Raw genomic sequence first — 21,711 nt, 5'->3', positions numbered from 1 at the left:
CGGCCAGGTCGCCCCGGCCGTTTTATCAAGCTTCTTCTTCCTGAAACGCCTCTTCGCGTTTCTTTCGGAAGCTGGGCAGGATCATCAGCGCCAGCAGGATCACTGTCGCCGTCAGCATAGTCAGGCTGATCGGCCGTTCGACGAAGATCGACGGATCGCCCTGTTCGATCAGCAGTGTCCGGCGCAGGTTCGCCTCTAGTAGCGGGCCAAGCACGAAACCCAGAAGCAATGGCCCCGGCTCGCATTTCGCCTTGCGGAAGGCATAGCCGAGCAGCCCGAAGCCGGCCGCGAGCAGCACGTCGAAGATGCGGTTGTTCATCGAATAGACGCCGACGCAGCAGAATAGCAGGATCGCGGGATAGAGCAGCCGGTAGGGCACCGTCAGCAGCTTCACCCACAGCCCGATCAGCGGCATGTTGATGAACACCAGAAGCGCGTTGCCGATCCACATGGATGCCACCAGACCCCAGAAGATTTCCGGCTGGTTGGTCAGCACCGTCGGCCCCGGCGTGATGCCGTGGATCATGAACGCCGACAGCATCATCGCCATCATGTTGTTGGACGGGATGCCCAGCGTCAGCAGCGGGATGAAGGACGACTGCGCGGCGGCGTTGTTGGCCGATTCCGGCGCGGCGACGCCCTCGACCACGCCGGTGCCGAACTTCTTCGGGTGTTTCGAGACCTTCTTTTCCAGCGAATAGGCGCTGAACGAGGCCAGCGTCGCCCCGCCCCCTGGCAGGATGCCAAGGAACGTGCCGATCCCCGTGCCGCGCAGAACGGCGGGCCACGAGCTGCGGAAATCCTCGCGCGTGGGCCACATGCGCGACATCGGCGCCAGTTTCACGCCCTCGGACCCGCTGCGTTCGAGGTTGGCGATGATCTCGGAGAACCCGAACAGGCCGATGGCGATGACCGTGAACTCGATCCCGTCGAACAGCTGCAGCGAGCCGAAGGTGAGACGTTCCGCGCCCGATGCCTGATCCGTGCCGACCATGCCCAAGAGCAGACCGATCAGGATCATCCCGATCGCCTTCAGCACCGGACCGCTTGCCAGAATGGTCGCGGCCAGCAGCCCGAACACCATCAGCGCGACATATTCCGCCGGCCCGAAGTTCAGCGCAAAGCTGGACAACATCGGCCCCGCAATCGCGATGCCGAAGGTCGCCACGGTGCCCGCAAAGAAGGACCCGAGCGCCGCCACCGCCAGCGCCGACCCTGCGCGCCCCTGCTGCGCCATCTGGTAGCCGTCCAGCGCGGTGACGACCGCCGACGCCTCGCCCGGAAGGTTCACAAGGATCGCGGTGGTCGATCCGCCGTATTGCGCGCCGTAATAGATGCCCGCCAGCATGATGATCCCCGCCAGCGGCGGCAGAAAGAACGTGATCGGCAGCAGCACCGCGATGGTCGCCGTCGGCCCGATGCCGGGAAGCACCCCGATCAGCGTGCCCAGAAGCGCGCCGATCAGGCAAAAGCCGAGGTTCGCGGGCGTCATCGCCTCGGAGAACCCCAGCATGAGAAGGTCGAATGTGTTCATGTCCTGTCCCTAGAACGGCCAGAGTTCGATCTGCACGCCCAGACCATAAACGAAGACCAGTGCGCCGAAGGCCGTCAGCCCCCCCGCCAGCATCAGCGTGCTGCGCCAGCGTCCGCCCGGATCGGCCAGCGATCCCGCGATGATCAGCCACAGCGATGCCGCGATGAAGCCGCCATGTTCGCACAGATAGGCAAAGCCGACGATCGAGCCCACGATGACCAGAAGGGGGCGCAGGCGCATCGCCTCGATCGCCACGGCATCGCGGCGCAGGGCCGCAACGCCAACCACACCGCCCAGCAGGATCAGCCCGACACAGACGGCGCGGGGCAGATAGCCCGCGCCCATCTGCGCCATCGTGCCTTGATCCAGCCCCCGCGCCAGCCACAGGCCAAGCGCGCCGAAGCCGATAAACAGGCCCGCCGTCAGAAGGTCCGGACCGTCGCCCTTGGCCGCGACCATCACTTGCCCTCTTTGATCAGCGCGAAGATGTCGCGGTAACGGTCTAGCCGCGCGGGCATCGCCGCCTGCCAGTCGGCACCGGACTGGAACGACAGCGGCAGCGACTGCTGTTTCGCCTGCGCCTGGAATTCGGGGTTCGCCAGCGCGGCATCGACCGCCTCGGCCATGCGGGCGCGGATGTCCTCGGGCACCTCGCAGCGGGTCGCAAGGCCGCGTTCCGACGACATGATCACGTCGAATCCCTGTTCCTTGGCGGTGGGCAGATCCTCCGCCAGAACCGAGCGTTCCTCGGCAAACTGGGCCAGCGCGCGCATCGCGTTCTTGTCCGAGGTCGCGTATTCCCCGACGTTCAGCCCGATCGCGGTGATGTGGCCGCCCAGAAGCGCGGTCTTGGCCTCGTTCGCGCCGCCGAAGGGGATCGCGGTCAGATCCACCCCTGCTGAGCGTTCCAGCTGCAGCATCGCCATATGTTCGTCCGTGCCGACGCCCGTCGTGCCGATGGACACCGCGCCGGGGTGTTGGCATAGGCGACCAGATCCTCCAGCGTCTGGAAATCCGACGAGGCGGGCACGATAAAGGTGCCAGGGTCTTCGACGATCCGGGCGATGGGGCACAGGTCCGCCGGATCGAAGCGCAGCTTGCGGTCGATCTGCATGGTCAGGAAACCGGGGGTGTTCAGCGACGACACCATGTATCCGTCGGGCCGCGATTGCGACAGCGCGGTATAGGTGATCTCGCCCGCGGCACCGGGGCGGTTCAGAACGGGGAACTGCGCGTCCAGCTCGGCCTCAAGATAAGGCGCCAGCGTGCGCAGCATGATGTCCGTGCCGCCCCCGGGGGCGAAGGCGACGATCATCTCGATCGGTCGGTCGGTGGGCCAGTCGGCATGGGCCGTACCGGCCATCGCAAGCATGGCTGCCGCAAGCGGCAGGGACTTCAGGTTCTTCATGGTATTCCTCCCTGATGGGCTTCAGATTTCGCAGCCCAGATTCTTCAGCGCCGCATCGACCCAGGAACGGTCGTTCGTTCCCGCCTCGATGGCCGCCATCTGTTTCGCCTCGGCCTCCCCCTTGGCGACGGTCTTTGCATGGATTTCCTCCGCGGCGTCAAACGGAACGGCGAGCACGCCGTCGCTGTCGCCGATGACCAGATCGCCCGGATGGATGACCATCCCGTCGATGGCTATCGGCACGTTGATCTCGCCCGGCCCGTCCTTGTAGGGGCCGCGATGGGTGATCCCCGCGGCAAAGGTCGGCAGGTTCACGGTGACGAAGGCGTCCGCATCGCGGATCGCGCCGTTCAGAACGAAGCCCGCGACGCCCTTCTTCACGGCATAGGCCAGCATCAGCTCGCCCATCAGCGAGTTCGTCAGATCGCCGCCCGCATCCACGACGATCACATCGCCGGGGATCGCCATATCGATGGCCTTGTGCAGCATCAGATTGTCGCCCGGACGCGATTTGACGGTGATCGCAGGGCCGGCCATCTGGCCGCTTGCGTGCATCTTCATCAGGCGCGGACCGGCGGCGGTCATGCGGGACATGCTGTCGCTGACATTGGCGACCGGCAGTTTCAGGAACCGCTGGACGAGGTCTGCAGACACCGCGCGGTCGCGGGTCAGGATGCGGAATCCGGTTGGCATGGAGGTTTCCTCAGGCTGTAAGCTTAAGTTTGGCGCGGTTCACGATCCGCGCTTCGGGGACGGGACGGCCCGCAAGCAGATCGACGATCCCTTGGGCGGCCTCGACGCCGACGCGGATGTTGGCCGCAGCGGTCACACCGCCGATATGCGGCGACAGAACCAGCCGGGCCTCGGACCAGAAGGGGTGGTCGGCGGGCGGCGGTTCCTGCGCGAAAGTGTCGAGACCCGCGCCGAAGATGCGCCCCTCGGCCAGCGCGGCGGCCAGCGCCGGCTCGTCGATCAGCCCGCCACGGGCGGTGTTGACGATGATCGCGTCGCGCTTCATCCGCGCCAGACGGTCGGCGTTGACGATATGCTTCGTCGCAGGTGTCAGCGGCGAATGCAGGCTGATCACGTCGCAGGACGTGAACAGGGTGTCCAGATTCTCGATCCGCTCCACACCTTCGGCGGCGAAAACTTCTGCGGGGGTGAAGGGATCATAGGCGCGGACGGTCATGCCCAGACCCTTGGCAAAGCGTGCGGTCTGGCGGGCGATGGCCCCAAATGCCACCAACCCCATGACCGACCCCGCGAGCTCGCGCCCTTGAAACCCCGATTTTTCCCACCGCCCCTCGCGGATGCTTTGGTCCAGCGGGATCACCTTTTTGGCGACGGCGAACAGCAATGCGATGGCATGTTCCGCGACCGAGACCGCATTGGCCCCCGCCGCGTTCAGCACCGGAATGCCCCGCGCGCTAGCTGCGTCCACATCGATGTTATCTACCCCCGCGCCGTGCTTTGAGATGACGCGCAGCCTCGGGGCAACCTCGAAAACGCTTTCGTCGATACGGCCCATGCGGGCCAGAATGCCGACCGGATCGGCGTCGCGCACTGCCGCGATGAGCCCGTCCCCGCCGCTATAAGGCGGCACGTAGACCGGCGCGTATCCCGCTTCCACAAGCACATCTGCGGCGGCGGGTACCAAGCTTGGCCCCGTTATCAGGATGTTGTCTGTCATAGTCCTCCACGATGCCAATCGTTGGCATCCTCGGGTTTGAGGATTAACAGTCGTATTTTTGAAATCTAGCGCATAATATTAACGATGATCGTAAGGGATTCTTAAATAGATGGACACGCGGCAACTTAGGACCCTTCTGGCCATCGCCGAACAGGGCAGTTTTTCCAAGGCAGCGGCGCATCTGAACCTGACGCCATCTGCGGTGAGTCAGCAGATGCAATCGTTAGAGGTCGAGGTGGGCGTGCCGTTGTTTGATCGCAGCAGCCGCCCGCCCAGGCCCAACACTGCTGGGATGCAGATGCTGGACGCGGCGCGGGAACTGGTGCGGACGGCAGAGGACGCGATCGGCACGATCACCGGACGCAAGGTTGTCGGAACGCTTGCCATAGGGTCTGTCCGCACCAGTGCGCTCAGCCTGCTGCCCAAGGCGATTGTCGAACTGCGGGAGCGCAATCCCGACCTGCGGATCAAGCTGCGCGTCGGGCTATCGGATGCCTTGCTGCAGGACGTGGCAGCGGGGCGGTTGGACGCAGCGATGGTGGCCGAAAACCGCGACCTGCCAACGGCCTTGCGCTGGAACCCTTTTATTCGTGAACCGCTATATGTGATTGCTCCGCCGGGGTCCAAGCAGATGACGGATCAGGAATTCCTGCGGACCTTTCCCTATATCCGCTTCCGCGCCGCCGTTCCACTGGCGCAGGCGATCGACCACGAGCTTGCTCGGATGAACATCTCCCTGAACGAGATCGCGGAGATCGACACGATATCGTCCATCACGTCATGCGTGGCCAACGGCCTTGGCGTGTCGGTCGTGCCGGATATTGCGGTCCGCGAATGCCCGTCGCCCTTGGTCACGGCTCCCTTTGGCGATCCAGTGGTGACGCGTCGTATCGGGCTCGCGCAAAGACATGGCAGCCCCCGCGCCATGATGATCGAGCAGCTTCTGACAGACCTGAGAAATGTGAGCGGAGAGCATGCGTCCAGCTGATTGTCGAATGCAATGATGCAGGGTGGCGACGCCGCCGCCGAGCTCAGCCCCCAAGCAATGATCTGTTTGGACCCTACGCGACGACGCTGCCGCAGGGCTGTCCTATGCCTGCATCATTCCGAAAGGCGGGCAGAGGGCGGTGGATTGGAAGGCACTGCCATGTTTAAACAAGCTGCTGCCCTTCTATCGCCGCCGCAGATCGCATGGAACAAAGGGCGCATCGTTGGCTACAAGCCGCCACCCGGACCAAAGCACGTCTTTCCATCGGAATCCGGCTGGAGATGTCCGGCGACCCTTGTGTCCTCGTGTCGTTCAACCTGACCATCGACACCAACCGCGCGGCTGGGTCTTGTTTGCCTGCGGGTGCGCAAATGGACCGCGCTCTATTGATGGAAGGCGGGGCGCCCTGTGAGTTGCGGGATCAAGGAAGCGACCCTCGCCTATCTCAAGCATTGGATCGCAAGCCCTGCGATGACGGGCAGGGGTTAAATCACGTCGTCAAACTTTCACGGACCCGACACACAGTTGTTTCTGTCCGTCGGCAAACGCTCCGCTCGAATAGGAGCATACATGGCGCGTCAATCCCTCGACCTCTCGGGCATCCGCAAGGGGTTCGGTCAAACTCAAGTTCTCAAAGACATCAACCTGTCGGTGCGGGAGGGCGAGTTTCTCTCGCTGGTCGGCATGTCGGGCTGCGGGAAATCCACCTTGCTGCGCATCATCGCGGGGCTGGAGGCACCGGACGAGGGCGAGTTGCGCATCGGCGGGCGGGACGTGACGAACAGCGATCCATCCGACCGTAACCTCGCGATGGTGTTCCAGTCCTACGCGCTTTATCCGCACATGACGGTGCGCCAGAATATCGCGACACCGCTGCGGATGCGCAAGCTGGGCTTCGCCGCGCGCCTGCCGCTGCTGGGACGCGTGGTGGCCTCGCGCCACACGCTCGCCGAGATCGACGCCGCCGTGGCGCAGGCGGCTGGCACGCTGCAGATCACGCATCTGCTGGACCGCAAGCCCGCCCAGCTGTCGGGCGGCCAGCGTCAGCGCGTGGCCTTGGCCCGCGCGCTGGTTCGCCAGCCCGCCGCCTTCCTAATGGACGAGCCGCTGTCGAACCTCGACGCCAAGCTGCGCGCCCATATGCGTGACGAGCTGGTGGGTCTGCACCGTCGGCTCGGCGCGACCTTCGTCTATGTCACCCACGATCAGGTGGAGGCGATGACCATGTCGGACCGCATCGCCTTGATGATCGAGGGGCGAATCGAACAGCTGGGCACCCCGGACGAGCTTTACCACAACCCTGCCACGCTGGCGGTGGCGCGGTTCATCGGCTCGCCCACGATCAACCTGCTGCCGGCCGAGGCGGGAGCCTCCGGCGCGGTGAGCGTGAAAGGCATGACGACCGGGCTTGTCGCGGCACCGGGTCCAGCCACGCTCGGCATCCGGGCCGAGGACGTGCGTGTGAGCGCGGGCGGCCTGCCTGCGCGGATACTGCGCGAGGAGAAGCACGGTCCCGACCGTTTCCTGACCTGCGAGCTGGCCGAGGGCGAGACGATCGTCCTGCGCCAGAAGGCCTCCGATCCGACCGGGGCGGACGCCGACGGATGGCTGTCGCTGGGCTTCGCCGAGGAGCGCGCGCACCTGTTCGGCTCGAACGGCCTGCGCCGGGACTTCCGAGTGGTGGAAAAGGCCGCAGCATGACCACCGCCGTCATGATCCGGCCGCGGGGGCGCACCGCCCTCAAGGGGCTTGCCTTTGCGGCACCTGCGATCCTGCTGCTGCTGGCGATCTATATCGTGCCGATGCTGGTGCTTGCGGGCTTTTCCGTCACCGACTACCAGCTCGGCGCGCTGAACTGGGAATTCGTCGGGCTGAAGAACTTCACCGATGCCTTTGCCGACCCCGTGTTCCTGCGCGCGCTGGCAAACACCGCGCTCTATGCGGTCATCGTCATTCCCTCGGGCGTGTTTCTCGCGCTTGGCGTGGCGCTGCTGGTCCACGGGCGCAAGCGGTCGCGCGCCTTCTGGGAGACGGCCTATTTCCTGCCGGTGACCGCGACGCTGGTGGCGATGGCGACGGTGTGGCAGTTCCTGCTGCACCCCTCGCTTGGCCCGGTGAACGCGGCGATCACATGGCTGGGGTTCGAGCCTGTGTCGTTCCTTGGCAACCCGGCGCTGCTGATCCCGACCATGGCGCTGATCGGCGTGTGGCAGGTGCTGGGCTTCAACATGGTGCTGTTTCTGGCGGGGCTGACCGCGATCCCGCAGGACCTGCACGAGGCGGCGCGGATGGACGGTGCGAAACATCCGATGGACCGTTTCCTGACGGTCACCTGGCCGATGCTGGGCCCGACGACCATGTTCGTCGTCGTCACTACATCCATCAGCGCCTTCAAGGTGTTCGAGACTGTGGCCGTGCTGACCAAGGGCCGCTCGGGCTCCGAAACCCTGCTCTACAGCCTCTACCTCGAAGGGTTCGAATATTCCAACACCGGCTATGCCGCCGCGCTGACGCTGATCTTCCTCGGGATCGTGCTGGTCCTGTCGATCGGCCAGACGCTTCGCATGGAACGCAAGGTCCACTACTGATGCGCCGTTTCATCCCTCATATCGTGCTGGCCCTTGGCGCGGGCGTAATGCTGTTGCCGTTCTACTGGATGGTGCTGACCTCCATCCGCGCCCCGGCCGAAATTTTCGACATCTCGCTCTGGCCGATCCCAAAGGAATTCACCGGGGTCGAGAATTATACGCAGGCCGCAACCACCGTTCCGATGGCGCGCTTCATGCTGAACGGCGTGATCGTCTGCGCGGGCATCCTGATCGTGCAGGTGCTGACCGCGGTTCCGGCGGCCTATGCGCTGGCCAAGCTGCGCTTTCCGGGCCGACGGCTGCTGATGATCGCGGTGATCGCCGCGCTGTGCGTGCCGATGCAGGCACTGGCGCTGCCCTTGTTCGTGGGGCTGGCCAAGGCGGGCCTGCTGAACACATATTTCGCCCAGATGGCACCGTTCTTCCTGTCGGTCTTTGCCATCTTCCTGTTCCACCAATCCTTCCGATCCTACCCCGACGAGATCATAGAGGCCGCCCGCATGGACGGCTTTTCCGAGATGGAGATCTGTTGGGGCCTTGTGCTGCGCGGCTCGCTGCCCTCGCTCGCGGCCTTCGCCGTGTTCTCGGTCGTGGCGCATTGGAACGACCTCTACTGGCCCATGATCGTGGTGAACGACACCGCGCTCGCCCCGCCGCCGCTGGGTATGCTCTTCTTCTCGGATGTCGAGACGGGGGCGAATTACGGCGCGCTGATGGCGGGGGCCGCCATGATTACCGCCCCGATGGTGGTCTGCTTCCTTCTGGCACGGCGCAGCTTCATCGCGGGCATCACCATGACCGGGGTCAAGTGACCCCTTACCGGAGACGACAATGAACATCACCCGACGCATCGCCCTTGGCGCCTTCGCGCTTCTGGCGACCCCTGCCGCCGCGCTGGCGCAGGATGTCACGCTGAACGTGCTTTACAACCTGCCGGGCTTCACGAAATTCCATCAGCCGCTGGCGGACGAGTTCATGAAGCAGAACCCGGACGTAAAGATCAACTTCCTGGCCCCCGCCGCCGGGTATAACGAGGGCCAACAGCAGGTCCTGCGTTCGGCCGTCACGGGCGAACTGCCGGACGTGTATTTCTCGGGCTACAACCTCACCGGGGAACTGGTGCACACGCTGGCGCCGCGGAACCAGATCACCGATCTTGGGCCCTTCATCGAGGCCGAAGGCGGGCAGGCCTTCCTTGATGCGAACTTCACGCCGAACATGGTGGCGCTCGGCAATGTCGACGGCACGCAATACGGCCTGCCGGTCAACGCCTCCTCGCCCATCATGTTCATCAACGCGGATCTCGTCCGCTCGGTCGGGGCCGATCCGGAGAACATGCCGACCACCTTCCCTGAGTTGATCGAGCTTGCGAAGAAGATCCACGAGGCCGATCCCAAGGTGGCGGGCATGGCCTATGACATCGCAGGCTGGGCCGACGACTGGTTGTGGCAGGCGATGATCACCCAACAGGGCGGCACGCTGGTGGACGAGGCGACGGGCAAGGTCGGCTTCGACAATGAAACCGGTCTGAACGCACTGCGCCTGATCCGCCAGATGACGGCCGAGGCCGGTGCCCCCACGATGGACTGGGACCAGGCGCGCCAGCAATTCGGCGCGGGGCTGACCGGCTTCATGTTCACCACCCCCGCCCATGTCCAGACGATCGAGGGCCTTGTCGGCGACCGCTTCCCGCTGATGACGACGACCTTCCCGCTGCAGGACAAGGAAAACGGCGGCGTGCCGACCGGCGGCAACTCTGCCGTGATGCTGACGCAGGACACGGCCAAGCAGCAGGCGGCCTGGAACTATATCAAGTGGATCACCGGGCCCGAGGCGCAGAACGTCATCGTGCGCATCACCGGCTATCTGCCGACCAACATCCGCGCCACGGGCGAGGATTTCCTCGCGCCCTATTATGCCGAGCATCCGAACGTCGCGACCGCCGCGAAGCAGATGGACCGCTCGCTTCCCTGGGCGGGCTATCCGGGCGGCGACTCGGTCCGCATCTGGCGCACGCAGCGCGACATCATCGGTACGGTGATGCGCGGCGAGGTTTCGCCCGAGGATGGCCTCGCGCAGATCGTCGATGCGACGAACGGCCTGATGAACTGAGACCCAGAGGCCCTGAAGGGATGCGGGGGATCGTCCCCCGCATCCGTGTTTCCGGAGACAGACATGAAGATCATCCAGCTCACCGACACCCACTTGATGCCTCCCGGAATCCCGGCGAACGGGGTCGACCCCGAGGCACAACTGCGCGCCGCCGTTGCCGACATTCTAGCCAATCACGCCGACGCGGACCTTCTGGTCATCACCGGTGATCTCTGCAACCACGGCGACCCCGAGGCCTACGAGCTGCTGCGCGAGATCCTCGCGTCCGTGCCCTTCCCGGTGCGTCTGGTGCTGGGCAACCATGACCGCCGCCCTGAATTTGTCACGGCCTTTCCGGACCATCCCCGCGATGCGAACGGCCACATCCAGTCGGTGATGGATACGGACTGGGGGCGGCTCCTGTTCCTCGACACGCACGAGGCGGGCGTGATCGGCGGAATATACGGCGCGGACCGGATGGCCTGGCTCGACGATGCATTGGCGGGGGCGGACGACAAGCCCGTCACGGTCTTCCTGCACCACCCGCCGATCCGCGACGGCATACGCCACTTCCGTAACATCAGCCTGCATGACGATGGCGCCCTGCTTGCGAGGCTCGCGGCACATCCAGGCGGCGTGCGCCATATCGTCTTCGGCCACATCCACATCCCGCTGTCGGGCACCAGCCCCGAAGGTATCGCTTACAGTTCGGGCCAATCCTGCACGCATCGTTTCATCACCGACCTGAACGTCGCCGATCCGTGGTGGACGGGCGGCAACCCCTGCTACCGGATCCTGTTCATCGACGAATGGGGCTTCCGCGCCTTCGGGGCCGAGGTCGGGCAGGTCCCAACGGAACGCGCGCCGATCTGCGCGGGTCCATAAACCCTGAAGCCCAAGGCTGACCTGTCCCATCCCCCGTGGTACGTCAGCCTTCATTCGAAGCAACAATGGCCATAAGTTCGAAGTTCCGGCTTCAGGCGACGATCACAGGACAGCGGCTATTCGGGGTCACCAACACGGGATGCCTGACCGGCGTGCGGACATTGGCTGACCTGCCCCCGCTGGTCCGTCGGTCATAACGTGGGTTTACCGGTTCGGGATTGGCAGTCGGCGGGTGGATTGATGATAAGCGCGTCGGGCGCGGAGCCAACGTTTAGCAAAAGCGTCCGGCGCGCCTCAAGCGGCGTCAGGGACCTGCCCCGGTTCCGTTCCGGTCGGACGGTCAGGTTTGGCGGCCCTTTGTTTCGAAGGCTACGGGTGATTTTTCATCCCACTGCCGAGAATTATAGAAGCCGTTGATGAATTGGAACCTGGCGATTTCGACGTAACGCCGGATGTGCCAGCCATGGCGCCAGACCACTTCGGCCTTAAGCGATTTCAAGAAGCCCTCCACGGCGGAATTATCAGAGCATTTGTCCTTGCTCATCGATACCTCGAGCCCGCTTTTGTGAAGAAGTATCTGGTAGCGATGGGCACAATACTGGGCGGATTAAACCGGTCGTCGCAACGCCTTCATTGATATCATGCTCGAGGACATCCGCACAGGCGTCAGCGGGGGTTCGCCCGCCGATCATCTTGCGCGGCCGTGTGTTGCGCGACCGCGCTCACTTCGTCTGCGCCGTGAAGACTCGGGTAAGTATTGCCGCGGCAAGCTGTTGATATTCGCGTTGCTGCCACGGGCTTTGCGGGGCGCAGAAGTAGATATCGAGTTCAGTGTCGATCCGGAGCCACTCATGTTGTGCCCTCTCGGCACCCTGATCCCAAGTCAGTGACCGGCGCAGATGCGCAGGCAGATCGAAGATCGTCGGTGATGGCGTCGCGAACAGTTTCTTCGCCATGACCGGCCAATGCAGGGCCGCTCTTGATCGATTTTACCGCGCCGTGCCCTTCCATTCGCGGCAGGCGTGACAGCAGGGTGAAGCGCGTCTTGCGCTCGACGAGCGTGCCCATCGCGGATCTGCCCGAACCGAGGATGAGGTCGCCTTCCCAATGGCCTAACACCGCCCTGTCCGCGATCTCCGCCGGGCGGTCGCTGATCATCAGCGCCCCCGAAAGGAACGCCTTGCCCCGGTTGCGGACCCGCTCTCGGGGCATCCGCAGGGTGCGCCCAGAGCGCAGGCAGGCCGAGAGTTCGCGTCTGAGCGTGCCACGTCCCTGGCTATAACGCGCCCGAAACATCGCCTTTTGGCTGATGCGCATTCTCGGGGTTCTTCGGAAAGATCTGCTCAGCGCTCCAGGCGATCACCCAGCGTCGGTTCTGCCGGTGCAAGCGCCGCCGCCCTTTCCAAGGCATGTCACGCCCGGCAAAGGCGGTGCCGTCGGGCTTGGCGATCATGCCGGACAACCGGTCTTGGCAAAGCCGGATTCATGGCCAATTTGCTGGCCTCGGCCATTCTGCCGCACGGTCCGCATGCCATTGGGCGTTGGCAGCGGCATTTGCGCCATTGCGCGCAAGCTGGGCAGGTCGCCGAGCACGATCGCGCGGGCCGCCCCGGCGAGCGCAACTTCTTCCGCGTGGACTGCGCTGATCTGCGCCTTCCTGTCAGCATCTGCACCTCCTGAATCAAGGTGTCGCGACGACCGGTTGAACCCGCCTCGGCGGCCGTGGTCGGTAGGTTGAACACATCCCGGTTGTGGTCGGCGCAGGGCAACAGGCATGTTCAGCGCGCGGATTGCCAAGTCCTGCGTCATGCGATTTCTGATGGTCCAGCCGATCACGGGCCGCGAGAACGGATCGATAATGACGGCCAGATCGTCCCACCCCTCGCGCGTCCGGACATAGGTGATGTCGCCGCCGGGAAGTCCTGCTGCAGAAGGTTCGGCGCGATGTTGAAAGCATGATCGCTGTCGGTCATGCGCTTGAACCTGCGGATGAATGCGAATGCGGTTTTGGCGCATCAGCCTGCCCACCCGGCGTTGACCGCCCCGTTCAGTTCCTCCGTCATGCGTGGCCTGCCATAACTGCCCAGGCTCAGCCGATGCTGATTGCGGATATGGCCGGGATCACCAAGTCACACCGCTGACGGATCGGCGGGGGCCTACGCCGCCAAGCGCGTAACCCGCAGCCGCGCACACCCACCATCCGGCAAAGATGGCTGCAGGAAAGGCTGCCGCGAACTGGCAATGAATTGGAGCCGCATTTTTCGGCACTTTCCTATCCTCGCCCAAATACGGTTCTCTTTACGAGGCCATTCGTTCTCCCGAAGAAGATCGGCATCCTGCTCCGGCACTTTCGTCCCATTGGAAATCGCCCGGATCCGCTTGCCAAGCGTCGAAAGGCCGACGTCAAGATCAGAAGCAAACTGACGTCAGGTCAGGCCACGGGCAAGCGCGATGCGAACGCATCGCTCTCTGAATATCGGGGCGAAACCGTGGCAGATGCAGAATACGTAGATCTGCTTGGCGACGACGCAACACGCGGCTCCTCGTGCAGCAAGCGCACGACTGGCGTATAAGCTGGGCTTTAGGCGGATTGCATGCCAATCCGCCAATTGTGAAACATACGACAGCCTTCTGTTGATGATTTGCCTAGACTACGGCAGTTCAAGGGGCGGGAGCGCCCATCAACTCCCGCAGATGGTCCATGACATACCCTGCCGCGGCGAAAGTGGTAGGATAGACGTGGAACCGGGACATCGAGACGAAGCGGCCCTGACGCACGGCTGGAAGGAACATCCGGTAGCCCGGCGCAACGGCGTCGAGATCGGCCATGACGCTTTCCAGCGATTCACCCCGATCCTCGATATGGGTGGTGAAGATGAAATCCGCATCCAGCCGCCCGATCACCTCGGCGCTGAAATCGGCCTCCTGCGATGCGGCGGGAACCTCGTCCATGATCGGCGCGCGCCGGAAGCCCAGATCCTCCAGCACCGCCGTCTGCGCGCCGTAGTTCCGCAGTATTCGCAGATCGCCGCTTTCGGGATTCGGCGTCATCGCGACATAGCTCGGGGCCTCCAGCGCCAGCGCATCGCGCAACTCTGCAATGTGGGCATCGTAATCGGCCTTCAGCGTGTCGAACCGTTCCGCCCTGCCGATCCAGCCGGCAAGCTCGCGGTAGTTGTCCATCGGCGGGCGGCCGTTCATCGGGTCGAACATCACCGTCGGCGCGATCAGCGACAACTGGTCCCGCGCCGCCTGCGTATCCCCCAGATTGCCGATGATCAGATCGGGGTCCAGACCGGCGATCCGCTCCATGTCCAGCATCCCGTGAACCGAGGCCATGGCGACCTGATCGAAGGTCAGGCCGTAAAGCTCCCATCCGCTGCGGATGTAGTAGTTGCCATTCTTGTCCACCCGCCCGCTGGAGCCGACGAGGTTGCCGCCGAGTTCATGCACCATGACGGTCGCGCTCCAATCATGGAGCGAGACGATGCGTTGTGGATCGGCGGGGATCGTGACCTCCGCCCCCGAATGGTCCGTGATGGTGCGGGTCTGCTGCGCGTGGACAGGCAGGGCGCACAGCGCGGCGATGGCGAAAAGCAGTGCTCGCATCAGAAGGACATCCCCAGTTTCAGCTGCACGTTGCGCGGTGCCCCGGCGACGATCTCCCGCTCGCTTTGGATGGAGTTGATGTAACCCTCGTCGGTCACGTTGTTCACCGCCAGCGACAGGGTCGCGCCGTTGTCGAAGGTATATCGGGTCATCAGATCGAGACGGGTGTAGCCGTCCACCTCGAATTGGTCGGCATAGTTGTCGTCGATGAAGCCCACGCGCGATCCGACATGGGTGATGCCGCCGCCGACGGTGAACCCTTCGGCCACGCTGCCCGGTTGGAATTCGTAGGTCGTCCACAAGCTGGCCGTGACGCGCGGCACCCGTTGGAAACGCGTGCCGACGGGGATCACGTTGTCCTTCGTCACCTCGGCATCCAGATATCCCAGACCGGCATGGACGCCCCATCCGGGCAGGACTTCACCCGCCAGTTCCGCTTCGATCCCGCGCGAGCGGACCTCGCCGGTCAGGATGCTGTAATCCTCGTCCAGCGGATCGTCGTTGGCGAGGTTGGTCTTGGTGATCTCGAACACGGAAAGATTGGCGCTGAGCCGGTCGGGAACCACGTCCCATTTCGCCCCGACCTCGTATTGCCGCCCTTCCTCCGGGTCGAGGGTTTGCAGATCGCGGGTCAGGCCGGTCTGCGGTGCAAAGCTCTCGGCGTAGCTGGCATAAAGCGACAGGTCGCCGCGGGGCTGCCACACCACACCGATGCGGCCCGTCAGCGCCGTATCGGTGGTTTCGGGGATGGAGCCGTCGCCACCGATCGTCTCCACCCGCTCGGACGTGTATTCGTCCCAGCGGAGACCTATCAACGCCTTCCATTCCTCGTTGAAGGTGATCTGGTCTTGCAGATAGACGGCGCGTGTTTCGATGTCCTGACGGTAGTTGCTGTTGGGGCTGGTGGCGGGCATCGGCGCGCCGTGGACCGGATCGAAGATGTCGATGTCGTCGATATTTGCACGGGCGCTGGTGAAGTCCATCCGCGACCAGCTGTATTGGACACCGGCCAGCACGTTGTGTTCGACGCTGCCGGTGCTGAACTCATACAGCGCCTCGGCCCGCAGGTTCTGCGTTTCGGTATCCTCAAGCCGGTCGGTGTAGCGGCGGCGCAGGCTGCGCCCGTCATCGCGCAGGCCCTGATGGTCGATGCCGGTATCCGAGACATGCCCGAAATCGAAGCCGAGGCTGGTGCGCAGCGTCAGGCGGTCCGACACCTCATGCTCCAGCTTCAACATGCCGCGGGTCTTTTCGCCGTCGACCATCGACCACGCTTCCGACAGCCAGCTGTCATATGGCTCCAGCACCTGTTGCTGCGACGGCACCCACAGAAGGCCACGGTCGAAGGGCTGTTTCGTTGCGGTATGTTCCAGCGTGAAGTCCAGTACCGTCGCATCCGACGGGCGCCACTCCAAGATGCCGCCGACATAGCGCCGTTCGCTGCCCGGACGGCCGGGGATCCAGCCGTCTTCATCCTGCACTGCACCGGTGATGCGGCCGGTCAGGGTTCCGCTGGCGTTCAGCGCGCCGGTCGCCGTGGCCTCGGCCCGCTTGAAATCGAAACTGCCATAGGTCAGGGCGATATCGGCACCCGGTGCCGCTTCGGGGCGGCGGGTGACGATGTTGATGACCCCGCCCGGATCGCCCGCGCCATGCAGCACGGATGCGGGGCCCTTCAGCACCTCCACCCGCTCCACCCCGGCAAGGTCCATCAGGACTTCGGGGCGGTCGGCGGTGCCATTCATCTGCATCCCGTCGACCGAGAAGCCGGAGGTCTGGAAACCCCGCAGCAGGAACGTCTCGCTGCGGTTTGCGGCGCTGCCGTTGCGGGCAAGGTTCGGCACCCCTTCGACTGCGGCGGACAGGCTCTGGATCTGACGATCCTCGATCTCCTCGCGCCCGACGACGTTGACCGCCTGCGGCACATCCCGAAGCGGCGTATCGGTCAGCGTCGCGGTCCCGGCGCTCGTGGCGCGGTAGGCCTGCATGTCGGCCCCTTCGACGATGATCGGCGCAAGCTGGATGCTGCCTTGGTCCTGCGCATAGGCAGCGCCACAAAGCGCGATGAACGCGGTCGACAGGGCAAGCTGTCTTCTCATCAGGGGGGAGGTCCTTGTTCGGGTTAGGAGGAAGCGCGGGACCTTCGGCCGGTCCGTGCCACGAGGATGAAACTCAGCGCCCCGACGACCGAAACCATGATCCCGGCAGAGACGGTGATGGGCGAAAACAGCACCCGGCCCAGCGTGTCGGCCCAGAGCAGGATGCCCGCGCCGACCGGCATCGCGATCAGCACCACCTCGGTCGGACGCTCGCCAACGATGCCGCGCGCGATCCAGGCCGACATGAGGCCGATGAAGCCGATGGGACCGCAGACGGCGATGACCGGGGCGGCGAATGCTGCGGCCAGCAGCACACCCGCGACCAGCACCGCGCGCGCGGGCAAGCCAAGCGCCATCGCCGCCTCCTCGCCCAGCAGCAAGGGGTGAAGCATCCGGCTGCCCAGCAGCAGCACCGGCATCAGCAGACAGAACCAGCGCGCCATCATCGCCGCGTCCGGCCCGTCCGCTGTCCCGAGCGTGCCGCGCGACCACGTCATGATCTGCGCGAACTGCGCCGAGGTGCCCGAGACGAGGATCATCTCCACCACCGCGCCCAGTACGATGTTGATGCTGAGGCCGACGAGGATGATCCCGCCCCCCGTCAGCAGTCTGCGACCGAGGCCAAGCACCAGTCCAGCCGTCGCTACCGCGCCGACCAACGAAACGAGACCGAGCTGTCCCACGGCAATCGGTCCGTAAAGGAACGTCACCAGCATCACGGCGACCGTCGCGCCGTCCGACAGCCCGAGTATCCCCGGATCGGCCAGCCCGTTGCGTGAGACGACCTGCAACAGATACCCCGAGGCGGCCATCATCGCCCCGGCCATGATCGCCACCTGAACCCTCGGCAGACGGAAGTCGGCGATCGCGCGGGCACCGGGGGACAGCGCCTCGCGCGGGCTCAGGATCGCGGCCAGCACGTCCGCGGGAGCGGTGACGGAACTGCCGACCCCAAGCGCGAGATAGGCACTGGCGATCAGCGCCAAAAGCAACAACGGCGCGGCAATCACGAAACGCAGGCTAATCGGCAGGCTGATGCGCCCCATGCGCAGGGTCAGGGTCATATCTGCGCCCCTCGGGCACGGGTCAGGACCAGAGCGAGGAAGACCGCGCCGCCTGCCAGCCCCATCACCGTGCCGACGTTCAGAACCTGCGGCGCCATCAGGACCCGCGCCAGAACATCCGCCAACGTCAGGACCGTCGCCCCGCCGATCAGGCACAGCCACAGCGGCAGCAGCCCGACCTCTCCGGCCACCAGTCGCGCGACATGCGGCATCACAAGGCCGACGAACCCGATGGGGCCGACCACCGTCACCGCGCTGACCGTGAGCACGATGGCGATCAGCAGCGCGCCGCCATGGACCAGCCGCGTGTCGACACCCAGCACCGCCGCCTGCTCTTGCCCCATGGCCAGCAGGTCGACCATCCGCGACAGCAGAACCGCGCCAATCAGCCCCGCGATGCCGAAGGGCGCCATGGCAGACAGCGATTTGTAGTCGAAATTGCCGATGTCCCCGATCAACCAGCCCAGAAGGTTCGTGAACCCATCCGGGTCCAGCGCGACGACGAAGGCCGTGACGGATGAGAACAGCGTCCCCACCATCGCGCCACCAAGAACGAGGTTCATGCGCGGATCGCCTTGTCCAGCCAGCAGCCGCGCTGTCATGAAGGTCAGCGCCATGGCCCCGAGCCCCCCCGCCAGAGCGGGCAGAAACAGCGCCGCCCCGCCAAGGCCGAAGAAATATACCGCCAGCACGACGAAGCTGGTCGCCCCGGCATTGATCCCGAGCGTCGAGGGCGACACCAGCCCGTTCTGCATGATCTTTTGCAGCAGCAGCCCCGCAACCCCCAGAACCGCGCCTGAAAACACGGCGACCGCCAGCCGCGTGATCCGCTGGAAGACCACGACCACATGGGCGTAATTCGTCGGATCGAAAGCGGTGATCGCCTGCAGGATCGCCCGCGCAGGAATTTCGGCCGCGCCGAGCCGCAGATGCAAGAGGCAGGCGGCCAGCAGCACGAGGACGGCTGCAAGAGCCCTCATCGCACGGCACCTTCGGGGATGTGGAAGATGCCGCCATGAGCATGGACGGCGCGGGTGCGAACGCCGAAGACCCGTGCGATGACATCCTCGGTCAGGACCTCCGATGCGGGGCCGGAGGCGGCAATGCGCCCCTCGTGCATCACGGCAACGCGGTCGGCATAGAGCGAAGCCTGCGTGAAATCATGCAGGACAGCGACCACCGCCGCACCGGCGCGCGCCTGCGCCCGCGCAGTTTCAAGAATGTCGAACTGATAGCGCAGGTCGAGATAGGTCGTCGGTTCGTCCAGCAGCAGGATGCCGCAGTCCTGCGCCAGCGTCATCGCCATGCGGCAGCGCTGAAGCTGTCCGCCGGAAAGCTCCCCCACCCGGCGATGGGACAGTCCGGTCACGTCCATGACGCGCATGGCGTGAGCGATCGCCTCTTCGTCTCGGGCCGACCGGCGCGACAGGAAGCCCTGATGCACGAAACGGCCCATGGCAATCAGCTCGTGCACCGTCATGTTCGGCGGGACCGCACTGGCTTGGGTCAGTAGGGCGACATGGCGGGCGATGCGCGCACGGCCCATCGCGGCGACGTCCTGTCCGTCGATGCGGACCACACCCGAGGCGGGCCGGTGCAGCCCCGCGATCAGCTTCAACGCCGTGCTTTTGCCGCAGCCGTTGGGGCCCACGATGGCCAGAAACTCGCCCGGTTTCGCGCGCAGCGTCAGGTCTCGCATCACCGCCCGACCGTCGAATCCGAACGAGACGTTATCCATGAAGACGTCGGATGCCACAGCCCAAGCCCCACATCATATCGCAAAGGCATGAGGCCTTGTTTTCTGTAGCGTTCGCTACCACCACTAATTCCTGATATCAATAATAAGGTAAGGCTTTTCGATACAATTTAGGCCCATAGGTTCAGGTGCGACGTGGTTGCGCTCGGGCTTCCCGCGCATTTAACGAGGTCAAGGCGTTCGCGATCGGTGTGGTCGCCTATGTGCTGCCGCCGGGGGACCTGATCCCCATATTTCCCATTCGCTGCCTGTTTGACGATGAGGTGATCGTGCCTGGGATATCCTTCTGCGCCTGATGCCGACTGCGCTGTTGCACGGCCGGTGGCTGCGGGCCGAGGGGGTGCGTGGTGGCGGCGATCTGATGCCTTGCGGCCTGCGTTCTGGGCTATCTGTTGCTATGCTAGCCCAGCCTGTCGATGCTGGCGCGCAGCTGCTCCAGTCGCGACAGGCGGGTGCGCGTCTCCTCCGGGGCGCAGACCGACAGTCCGACGATCAGCGCCTCCAAACAGATGAAGCTGGACGCACCAAGGGCCATGCCATGGGCCCCGCCGCGCGACAGGACGATCATTTCCTGCACTTTTCGGGCCAGTGGGGTGTCGGAAGTGTTGGTTATCAGGACGATGGGCAAGGATTGCATCAAGGCGTCCTCCACCACGGTCAGCACCTCGGGATAGGGCCGGCCATAGGACATCAGCAGAACCGCATCGCCCGGGCCGACCTCCAGCATCGCATCGGCAATGCCGCGACCGGTTGCGTCCACCACCAGGACGCTGCGCCCCAGACGGCGAAGCTGGAACGCCATGTATCCCGCCAGATGCGCCGTTGGGCCGATACCAAACAGCACGATCCCTCTTGCGCAGTGCAACAAGTCGATCACACGCTGGATCCGGTCCAACATTTCAGGCTGACAAAGGGCGACGGTGGCAGTCTGCGCTGCCTCGACGCTTCGTAGGGCGGCCTTACGCGCGTCGGCCCCAGCAACTCGCAGCGTGCGCTGGAAATTGTCCACCGGCGTCCCGTTCGACAGTTCCCGCGTCAGGCACCGTTTCAGGTCCGCCAGCCCGGCATAGCCGAGCGCCTTCGCTGTCCGCACGACCGTTGCATCCGATGTTTCCAGCGTCGCCCCGAGTTCGGCTGCAGACCGTGCCACTACCTCGACGCGGTTCTGCTCCATATACTGCGCGACGCGTCGCATAGTGAGAGGTAACGTGGCAATATGTTCGCGGACCCGGCGTGAGATGTCGCTCTGCTGCATATTGCACCTTTGTCGTGTTTACTACAAACGCTACAGCCAACGGTTTGCGGTTACAAGGCGCGGCCGTGGACATGAAATTCGTTGCAACTGGCATTGCCTTTGCCAATGCAGGGCGGGTTAATCTACGGGTGACCGGGCGACGAGACATTTGACCGCAGCCACGACTTCGCGATTTGCGTCGGGCCGATGCCACGCCAGTTCAGCACCGGCGATCAAACCATCTTGGGTCGCATCCTCAAACGAGGAGCCGATGTCTCCGATATGCTGTTCGTTCAGGCTGAAAAGGTGAGCATGATGCGCCCGAACCGTTGGCCTGCGTTCAACTTCGACGCGTCGCCAACCGAGGCCACCGCGCTTACCTCGCAACAAGGCCGCCGTCCCATTGGCAAACAAATCGGCTTGCACTGCATGGAACGCCATACGGGACGGCACTCGATCGCCGTATCAGAAAAAAACAGACATTTTTACGCACGTAATCTGACCGCCTCCCGCCATCACGGACTTCTCAGGTGGGAACAGCATGGAACGGAAAACATACGTGGGCGGTGTTCCGATCACACAGTTGCGGGGTAGTTTCAAGGGAGCAGGTCTTGGGTTTTTCTCTGTTTGCGGCCTTTGACCACGGCAGGCGGCTGTCGCCATGAGCAGTATGGCATATCCGATAATTGTAGAACGTACTCAAGCTGTTAATGGCACCTTTGGCCTGCGATCCTGTCAACGGCGGCGCGAAAGTCGGCCACGGCG

Annotated in this window: 17 protein-coding genes and 4 pseudogenes; 6 read left to right on the top strand and 15 right to left on the bottom strand. The window is 64.3% G+C overall.

Going from position 1 to position 21,711, the window contains the following annotated elements:
• Positions 1 to 25: 25 nt before the first annotated feature.
• From E2K76_RS09030 to E2K76_RS09010, 5 genes and pseudogenes are all read right to left on the bottom strand, one after another.
• Positions 26 to 1,534 carry a tripartite tricarboxylate transporter permease gene (locus E2K76_RS09030; RefSeq protein WP_136683974.1) on the bottom strand — a complete coding sequence of 503 codons (1,509 nt, stop codon included), beginning with the start codon at positions 1,532 to 1,534 and terminating at the stop codon, positions 26 to 28.
• A gap of 9 nt (positions 1,535 to 1,543) precedes the next feature.
• Positions 1,544 to 1,993, bottom strand: coding sequence for a tripartite tricarboxylate transporter TctB family protein (locus E2K76_RS09025; RefSeq protein ID WP_136684170.1), 450 nt, complete (start codon positions 1,991 to 1,993; stop codon positions 1,544 to 1,546).
• Positions 1,993 to 2,810 (bottom strand): annotated as a pseudogene (locus E2K76_RS20785) (tripartite tricarboxylate transporter substrate binding protein). The gene E2K76_RS09025 and the pseudogene E2K76_RS20785 overlap by 1 nt, the downstream one beginning before the upstream one ends.
• A gap of 153 nt (positions 2,811 to 2,963) precedes the next feature.
• A complete protein-coding gene (locus tag E2K76_RS09015; RefSeq protein WP_136683973.1) occupies positions 2,964 to 3,635 on the bottom strand; it encodes an RraA family protein in 672 nt (223 codons plus the stop codon).
• A gap of 10 nt (positions 3,636 to 3,645) precedes the next feature.
• Positions 3,646 to 4,599 carry a hydroxyacid dehydrogenase gene (locus E2K76_RS09010; RefSeq protein ID WP_246032924.1) on the bottom strand — a complete coding sequence of 318 codons (954 nt, stop codon included), beginning with the start codon at positions 4,597 to 4,599 and terminating at the stop codon, positions 3,646 to 3,648.
• Between the two features lie 142 nt (positions 4,600 to 4,741).
• Between E2K76_RS09010 and E2K76_RS09005 the strand changes: the two genes are divergently transcribed.
• The 6 genes from E2K76_RS09005 (at position 4,742) to E2K76_RS08980 (ending at position 11,184) form a co-directional block, all read left to right on the top strand.
• On the top strand, positions 4,742 to 5,620 hold the full coding sequence (locus E2K76_RS09005) for a LysR family transcriptional regulator (protein WP_136683971.1): 879 nt from the start codon (positions 4,742 to 4,744) through the stop codon (positions 5,618 to 5,620).
• Between the two features lie 570 nt (positions 5,621 to 6,190).
• Entirely contained in the window at positions 6,191 to 7,321 is a 1,131-nt protein-coding gene (locus E2K76_RS09000; protein ID WP_136683970.1) for an ABC transporter ATP-binding protein, read from the top strand.
• Entirely contained in the window at positions 7,318 to 8,208 is an 891-nt protein-coding gene (locus E2K76_RS08995; protein WP_136683969.1) for a carbohydrate ABC transporter permease, read from the top strand. Before E2K76_RS09000 ends, E2K76_RS08995 begins: the two co-directional genes overlap by 4 nt.
• Positions 8,208 to 9,020, top strand: coding sequence for a carbohydrate ABC transporter permease (locus E2K76_RS08990; RefSeq protein WP_136683968.1), 813 nt, complete (start codon positions 8,208 to 8,210; stop codon positions 9,018 to 9,020). The genes E2K76_RS08995 and E2K76_RS08990 overlap by 1 nt, the downstream gene beginning before the upstream one ends.
• A 19-nt stretch (positions 9,021 to 9,039) precedes the next feature.
• Positions 9,040 to 10,320, top strand: a complete 1,281-nt coding sequence (locus tag E2K76_RS08985) for an ABC transporter substrate-binding protein (RefSeq protein ID WP_136683967.1) — start codon at positions 9,040 to 9,042, stop codon at positions 10,318 to 10,320.
• 63 nt (positions 10,321 to 10,383) lie between these two features.
• Positions 10,384 to 11,184, top strand: coding sequence for a phosphodiesterase (locus E2K76_RS08980; RefSeq protein ID WP_136683966.1), 801 nt, complete (start codon positions 10,384 to 10,386; stop codon positions 11,182 to 11,184).
• A 340-nt stretch (positions 11,185 to 11,524) separates the two neighbouring features.
• Here E2K76_RS08980 and E2K76_RS08975 read toward each other — a convergent pair.
• From E2K76_RS08975 to E2K76_RS20580, 10 genes and pseudogenes are all read right to left on the bottom strand, one after another.
• Positions 11,525 to 11,788, bottom strand: a pseudogene (locus E2K76_RS08975) (hypothetical protein); the annotation flags it as partial.
• Positions 11,789 to 11,795: 7 nt separating this feature from the next.
• Positions 11,796 to 12,733, bottom strand: a pseudogene (locus E2K76_RS21195) (IS30 family transposase); the annotation flags it as partial.
• A 170-nt stretch (positions 12,734 to 12,903) separates the two neighbouring features.
• Positions 12,904 to 13,682, bottom strand: a pseudogene (locus E2K76_RS20780) (DDE-type integrase/transposase/recombinase); the annotation flags it as partial.
• Between the two features lie 163 nt (positions 13,683 to 13,845).
• Positions 13,846 to 14,793, bottom strand: coding sequence for an ABC transporter substrate-binding protein (locus tag E2K76_RS08960; protein ID WP_136683962.1), 948 nt, complete (start codon positions 14,791 to 14,793; stop codon positions 13,846 to 13,848).
• Complete coding sequence (locus tag E2K76_RS08955; protein WP_136683961.1) at positions 14,793 to 16,892, bottom strand: TonB-dependent siderophore receptor; 2,100 nt, start codon at positions 16,890 to 16,892, stop codon at positions 14,793 to 14,795. The genes E2K76_RS08960 and E2K76_RS08955 overlap by 1 nt, the downstream gene beginning before the upstream one ends.
• Before the next feature lie 23 nt (positions 16,893 to 16,915).
• Positions 16,916 to 17,956: a FecCD family ABC transporter permease gene (locus E2K76_RS08950; RefSeq protein WP_136683960.1), complete on the bottom strand. Its 1,041-nt coding sequence runs from the start codon at positions 17,954 to 17,956 to the stop codon at positions 16,916 to 16,918.
• A complete protein-coding gene (locus E2K76_RS08945) occupies positions 17,953 to 18,936 on the bottom strand; it encodes a FecCD family ABC transporter permease (protein WP_136683959.1) in 984 nt (327 codons plus the stop codon). The genes E2K76_RS08950 and E2K76_RS08945 overlap by 4 nt, the downstream gene beginning before the upstream one ends.
• On the bottom strand, positions 18,933 to 19,712 hold the full coding sequence (locus tag E2K76_RS08940; protein WP_136683958.1) for an ABC transporter ATP-binding protein: 780 nt from the start codon (positions 19,710 to 19,712) through the stop codon (positions 18,933 to 18,935). Before E2K76_RS08940 ends, E2K76_RS08945 begins: the two co-directional genes overlap by 4 nt.
• Before the next feature lie 400 nt (positions 19,713 to 20,112).
• Complete coding sequence (locus tag E2K76_RS08935; RefSeq protein ID WP_136683957.1) at positions 20,113 to 20,967, bottom strand: SIS domain-containing protein; 855 nt, start codon at positions 20,965 to 20,967, stop codon at positions 20,113 to 20,115.
• A 505-nt stretch (positions 20,968 to 21,472) separates the two neighbouring features.
• Positions 21,473 to 21,711 (bottom strand): hypothetical protein (locus E2K76_RS20580; RefSeq protein WP_220432191.1); only part of this gene is annotated, 239 nt, incomplete at its 5' end.

The organism is Falsirhodobacter xinxiangensis (assembly GCF_004959935.1).
Classification (GTDB): Bacteria; Pseudomonadota; Alphaproteobacteria; order Rhodobacterales; family Rhodobacteraceae; genus Falsirhodobacter; species Falsirhodobacter xinxiangensis.
Note: the sequence above shows the minus strand (reverse complement) of the source record. Positions and strands in the feature narration are given on the sequence as shown.